The 5823-nt window shown below is 59.6% G+C and carries 6 protein-coding genes and 1 pseudogene; 5 read left to right on the forward strand and 2 right to left on the reverse strand.

Features of this window, described 5'->3' with window-relative positions; all coding sequences use genetic code 11:
* Positions 1-162 precede the first annotated feature (162 nt).
* Both KGA88_RS00125 and KGA88_RS00130 read left to right on the forward strand, forming a co-directional pair.
* Positions 163-666 carry a GNAT family N-acetyltransferase gene (locus KGA88_RS00125; protein WP_110662542.1) on the forward strand — a complete coding sequence of 168 codons (504 nt, stop codon included), beginning with the start codon at positions 163-165 and terminating at the stop codon, positions 664-666.
* Positions 667-1190: 524 nt separating this feature from the next.
* Complete coding sequence (locus tag KGA88_RS00130) at positions 1191-1520, forward strand: hypothetical protein (RefSeq protein WP_110662543.1); 330 nt, start codon at positions 1191-1193, stop codon at positions 1518-1520.
* A 253-nt stretch (positions 1521-1773) separates the two neighbouring features.
* Here the strand turns inward: KGA88_RS00130 and cynR are convergent, their stop codons facing one another.
* Positions 1774-2655 (reverse strand): transcriptional regulator CynR, encoded by an 882-nt coding sequence (gene cynR / locus KGA88_RS00135; RefSeq protein ID WP_223588108.1) that lies wholly within the window; start codon positions 2653-2655, stop codon positions 1774-1776.
* Positions 2656-2778: 123 nt separating this feature from the next.
* Here cynR and cynS point away from each other — a divergent pair, with 123 nt between their 5' ends.
* On the forward strand, positions 2779-3246 hold the full coding sequence (cynS, locus tag KGA88_RS00140) for a cyanase (protein WP_110662539.1): 468 nt from the start codon (positions 2779-2781) through the stop codon (positions 3244-3246).
* Between the two features lie 61 nt (positions 3247-3307).
* Positions 3308-3967 carry a carbonic anhydrase gene (locus KGA88_RS00145; RefSeq protein ID WP_223588110.1) on the forward strand — a complete coding sequence of 220 codons (660 nt, stop codon included), beginning with the start codon at positions 3308-3310 and terminating at the stop codon, positions 3965-3967.
* A gap of 61 nt (positions 3968-4028) precedes the next feature.
* On the opposite strand, the gene KGA88_RS00150 is transcribed toward KGA88_RS00145, so the two are convergent.
* Positions 4029-5531 (reverse strand): aldehyde dehydrogenase family protein, encoded by a 1503-nt coding sequence (locus KGA88_RS00150; RefSeq protein WP_223588112.1) that lies wholly within the window; start codon positions 5529-5531, stop codon positions 4029-4031.
* Between the two features lie 184 nt (positions 5532-5715).
* On the opposite strand from KGA88_RS00150, the pseudogene KGA88_RS31645 reads away from it, so the two are divergent.
* Positions 5716-5823 (forward strand): annotated as a pseudogene (locus KGA88_RS31645) (IS481 family transposase); the annotation flags it as partial.

Consider the following 5823-nt stretch of genomic DNA (forward strand, 5'->3'; position numbering starts at 1 on the left):
CCTGATTCCTTAAGGCATACCGAGCTGTCAGGATTTACGGCCGCTTCGCGACCGAACGGGGGCAAGCCCCCTCGCCACAGGCAAGCTCCCTCGCCACAAATTACTTGTCGCCAACCATAATGAATTGGTGTCCCTGCCCCGGCGTAACTGGAGCCAACCCGTATGTCTTTGATTGAACTGCACACCGCCCAACGCGATGAGCTGGATACCATCGAGAACCTGATGCAGTTCTACACCTACGACTTCAGCGAATGGTTGCCACTGAAACTGGGCGAATACGGTTTCTTCAACATCCTGCCCATGCCCGACTACTGGCGACACCCGGCCACCCGCCCCTTCCTGATCAAGGTCGACGGGGAACTGGCCGGCTTCGTGACCGTGGATAACCGGACACACCTGCCCGGTGCCGACTACAACATTGGCTATCTGTTTGTCAGTCGAGGTTTTCGTGGCCAGGGTGTCGCGCGATTTGTCGTATCCACCCTCTTGAGCCGACTCCCCGGTCAATGGCAGATTTTCCACATCGACGCGAACCAGCCGGCACGCCTGTTCTGGACCGCCGTGATGCCGGGGCTCGACATTGGCGGCCTCACCTTGCATCAGCAGGTGGTTGACCGTCATCCCTGCACTTTTTACCGCTTCGAGTGTCCGTCTTTCTCGTCCTGACCGACACACCTTCGAGTCCGCCCGCTAATTCCCAACAGCTTTGTCCGACAATATGTAGTGACTGAAAATATTCACTACAAAACCGTTGACGCCTCCGATTTGCCCTTGCATGATGCAGACGTCTCCCCGATCGGGAGTACAGGCAACACGTTTGAGCAAGCTCGTCTGACCGCCGAGCTGTTTTTCCCGGATACACGCTGCCCACAAGGCAGATTGAAGAAGCTGACCTGGCCTGAACGTCCAGTACAAGGGCGAGAAGACTTGGCGAGCAATCCTCATGATGCTTGTGGCCGACCCTGAAAACGTCGGCAGTGGCCTTAAGGTTTTCGCCGCTTCTCTTCGTTGTGACGCTATTGCGTAGCAGTTATTCAACACGACTACATGCAACAGATGCAGGACCCCGCCCGATAAGGCGGTCGAACGCTGACGTCCTGGTTTCGGTGCCAGGGATCAACTAACCGATGGGCTACCTGTATTAGCGAATCAACTTTGAAAGATCACCAATTGGTCAAGGGGCATATATGATGAATCTGAACAATCAACCAACTATCGATGAACTGGCTCGTATGTTCGCTGCAAAAAAAGACAGCCACGACAACCATATTCTCTGGATCAGCAAGTGTGGCCAGGTTCATATCGACTGCCTGTCGCCGCATGCCCATGAAGCAGAGTTCGACCAGAACAACCAGAACCTGCTGGCCCGACTGAAGATGTACCGTCGCGGCCAGGGCTATGTCGGCAAAAAAGCCGCAGCCGACAAGGACTTCATCGGTAACGTTCTGCAAACCCTGAAACAGGCCTGGGCCTCGATGCAGGGTCAGAACGAAGTTCGGGTGATTGACCGGCTGTACTAATTATTATTGATACACAAAGCCTGCTCCCAATAAGGAGCAGGCTTTTTTTATGCCCGTACAAAGATCAAATGTGGGAGCGGGCTTGCTCGCGAATACGGTGTGTCAGGTAACACTATGCCAATTGATACACGCGGTCTCCTGTAGGAACTGGCTTGCCAGCGATGGTCGTTAACGATAACGCTTGTGTACCGGGTAAACGCGGCGCACTGGAGTCCATCGCCGGCAAGCCGGCTCCTACAGGGGTTTGTGGTGTTCAGGAAAAATCGGTGCCTGACACCAGCGCCACAAACGCCAGTGACGCTGCACTGTGGTAGTTGTTCTTGCGCCGCAGCATCGCCGCCCCGCGTTCAGGCGCTGATCCCGCCATGGACAGTCTGCGCAATGCCCGATCCTGAGTGGCGATGGGTTCCGGCAGGATGGTGGCGATGGCGCCGTGTCGGATGACTTCCAGCAACGTATTGACCGAATTCACTTCGATCACCACTTTGGGCGTGATCTGCGCCTGAGTGAAATACTCATCAATGCAGGTGCGGGTGATGTAGTCCGGGGTCAGCAGGGCAAACTCAAGCTCGGCAACCTCCTGCGAGGACAACGTGCCCTGATATTCGTAAAGCGGATGCTCACGCCCAACCATCAACCCCAGGGTCTCGGTAAACGCCGGGATCGATTCGATGTCCGTACTTCGCACCTGATCAAACGCAATCGCGATGTCCAGCGAATCATCCGCCAGCCCGGCCTCGATCTCGTCCATCGACAGCTCGAAAATCTCCAGGTGGATGTTCGGGTAGCGCGCCACGTAGTCGCGCACCAGCGGCCCTACCAGATAGGCCATGAACGTCGGCGTCATGGCCAGGCGCAAGGTGCCGCGGGACAAATCCTTCACGTCATGCAACGCACGCTTGCCCGCTTCCAGCTCCACCAGTACCCGCCGCGCGCATTCAATGTAAGCCACGCCGGCATCGGTGGGCTTGACCGTGCGCGAGGTGCGGTCGAACAGGCTCACACCCAGGGATTCTTCCAGTTGGCGGATCTGCTGCGACAAGGTCGGCTGGGACACGTGCAGCACTTCGGCGGCGCGGGTGAATCCACCCTGGTCGGCCACCGCCAGCAGGTAACGCAAATGTCGAAGCAGCATGGGATTCTCCATCTATAGGCTGTACTTATTGATTGCATTGTATATCGATCTTGGACGCTATGGATTGATCGGCAGAAGATGGCCCCACACCCAAGCAACACCACTCCCGATAGGAGAATCACCATGCAACAGTCCCATGCCTACAACGACCCAAGCCTGGCCCTGACCACTTCTGTCCTGGATGCCAAGGCGCGCAAAAACCTGTCGTGGCAGGACCTGGCCGACGGCACCGGTTTGAGCCTGGCCTACGTCACCGCCGCCCTGCTCGGTCAACACCCGCTGCCGGAAGCCGCCGCCCAAGTGGTCGGCGACAAACTGGAGCTGGACGCCGACGCCGTGGCCCAATTGCAGATCATCCCGCTGCGCGGCAGCCTCTCGGGTGTGCCGACCGACCCGACCATCTACCGCTTCTACGAAATGATCCAGATCTACGGCACCACCCTCAAAGCCCTGGTTCATGAGCAGTTCGGCGACGGCATCATCAGCGCGATCAACTTCAAGCTCGACATGAAGAAAGTCGACGATCCGGAAGGCGGCTCCCGCGCCGTCATCACCCTCGACGGCAAGTTCCTGCCCCTGCGTCCTTTCTAAGTTGATACCGGCCCGCACGACCGATGCGGGCCGAACCCTGCTCATCCAAGAGGAAGCGATCATGAAAGCGCTCATCGACGGTTTCTTGAAGTTCCAGAAAGAAGCCTTTCCGCAACGCACTGACCTGTTCAAACACCTGGCCACCACCCAACACCCGGGCACGCTGTTCATTACCTGCTCCGACAGCCGCGTCGTGCCGGAACTGCTGACCCAGCAAGAACCCGGTGAACTGTTCGTGATCCGTAACGCCGGCAACATCGTGCCGTCCTACAGCCCACACCCGGGTGGCGTATCGGCCACGGTCGAATACGCCGTCGCTGTGCTCGGCGTCACCGACATCGTGATCTGCGGTCATTCGGACTGTGGCGCCATGACGGCCGTGGCCAAGTGCACCTGCATGGACCACCTGCCCGCCGTCAGCGGCTGGCTGCAACACGCCGAGTCGGCGAAAGTGATCAACGAGGGGCGGCCACACGCCACTGAAGCGGCCAAGGTCAGTTCGATGGTTCGCGAGAATGTCATCGCCCAACTGGCCAACATCCAGACACACCCGAGCGTGCGACTGGCCCAGGAAAAAGGCCTGCTGAACCTGCATGGCTGGGTGTACGACATCGAGACCGGTTCGATCGACGCGCTGGATGCCGACAGCCGAAGCTTCGTGTCGCTGGTCGAGCATCCGGGCACTTGCGCCCTATCGGCCAAAGTGAGCAAAGCCGCCTGATCAGAACCACCGCTTGATCAAAAAAGTGACCGCCCTTGCAGCGGTCACCGGTTCGGCGCTCTCAGCGTTTGACGCCCAGATCGACCTGGGTCATGCGGCTACGGATGGTGAACACGCCATCACCCGAGAGAATTGCACTGCGCGCAAACAGGCGCCCGCTCTCCCAGTTCGAAAGCCCCAGTTCTGGCTTGTTCAATGCGTACTGGCCGTCGACCCAACGGGTAATGCCATTGCCGACAAAAGGCGCGTTGACCGCGTTATAGAAACGCTCCTGAGCCTCGCCGCTTTCACTGATCAACGACACGGTGAATTGCGGGCTGTAGCGATTGAACAAGGCAATGGCGCTGTCCAGGTCGTCGACGATTTTCAGACTGACTTCCGGGGTTTCTTCCCACTCCCACTCGCGACCCAATTGATCTTCCGGCAACGGCTCGGCCAGCGCCTCGGTCTGATAACCCTCGGCGCGATACACCTCGACCGAGGCAGCCAGCCAGTCTTGCGGCAGGTGCGACTCGCTGCCTTCGACGATGTGCAGCTTGCAGCCCTGCCCCCGTGCGGTGCCAGCTTGCTTCAAAGCATCGAGGAACAGCGGCATCAGCTCAGCGGCGCGATCGCGGTGGATCAGGCAGACGTTCAGGGTGTTGCAGACCTTGCGGTCCAGGGAGTTGCGCACCACGGCGGCAAAGCGCCGGGCATCGGCATCGGCGTTGGCGACCAGCCAGGCGCCACCGGTGCCGTGCAGGCTGACCGCCGTGCCGGCCTGCTGGGCGATGCTGCCCAACTGGCTAACGGCGCGACCCGAACCACGGGCCACCGCCAGTGATAGGCGCCGGTCAGCGAACATCGCCCAACCGGCGGCGTGGTTGACACTCTCTACCAGCGACACCGCACCGGCCGGCAAGCCGGCGTCGCTCAGTGCGGGGTTCAGTGCATGGGTGACGATCGCCTGGGCCGTTCCCAACGCATCACTGCCGATGCGCAGCACCGCCGTGTTGCCGGTACGCAACACCCCGGCCGCATCGGCAAACACATTCGGTCGACCTTCGAAGACAAACGCGACGATGCCCAACGGCGAGACCACTTGCTCGACTTTCCAGCCATCGTGCTCGACGCAACTGATCACTTTGCCTCGGCTGGCCGCTGCATCACGCCAGGCGCGCAGGCCGGCGATCATGTCGCGACGCATGCGCTCATCGGCCAGCAAGCGGGTGGTCGAGCGACCGCGAGCCTTGGCCCGCTCGATGTCGGCCAGGTTGGCGGCCTCGATCAGCGCCCAGCATTGCGGGGTTTCCAGGCGTTGGGCAAACAGGTCGAAGAAGACGCTGATGGCTTGATCGGAAACCGCCGACATTGCGGTAAACGCCGCCTGGGCGCGCTCGATCGCAACGTTGGCCGCTTGCTGGTCCGCCACGGGGATCAACAGTAACTCGCCGCTGACCTGCTCCACCAGCAGATGGTCACCGGGCTGGAAGCGTTGTGCCAGTTCGGGGCTGACGACAGTGACACGATTACCGGCGAAAGGGATTGGCGTGCCAGCGACTAGACGTTCGAGCGCAAGAGACATGAAGCGGTTACACCATGCAATGGGCGGCCGGAAAATGTATAGCAATTTCCCCGGAGCGTCACGCTTCAGACCGGTGATCCCCTGTGGGAGCGGGCTTGCTCGGGTAGAAACCGGAGACATCCTTTACGTTTTAAACCGGAGACATCGTTTACAGGTATGAAATACGGTCAGGAGGTGCCTGACCATGCCCTGGAATCGAGAGTCCCCAATGGATCAACGAATCAAACTCATAGGCGACTGGCTGCAAGGCAGCTACTCCAAAAGCGAGCTGGCCCGTCACTACGGGCTCAGC

The sequence above is a fragment of the Pseudomonas sp. A-R-19 genome, from assembly GCF_019956575.1.
Classification (GTDB): domain Bacteria; phylum Pseudomonadota; class Gammaproteobacteria; order Pseudomonadales; family Pseudomonadaceae; genus Aquipseudomonas.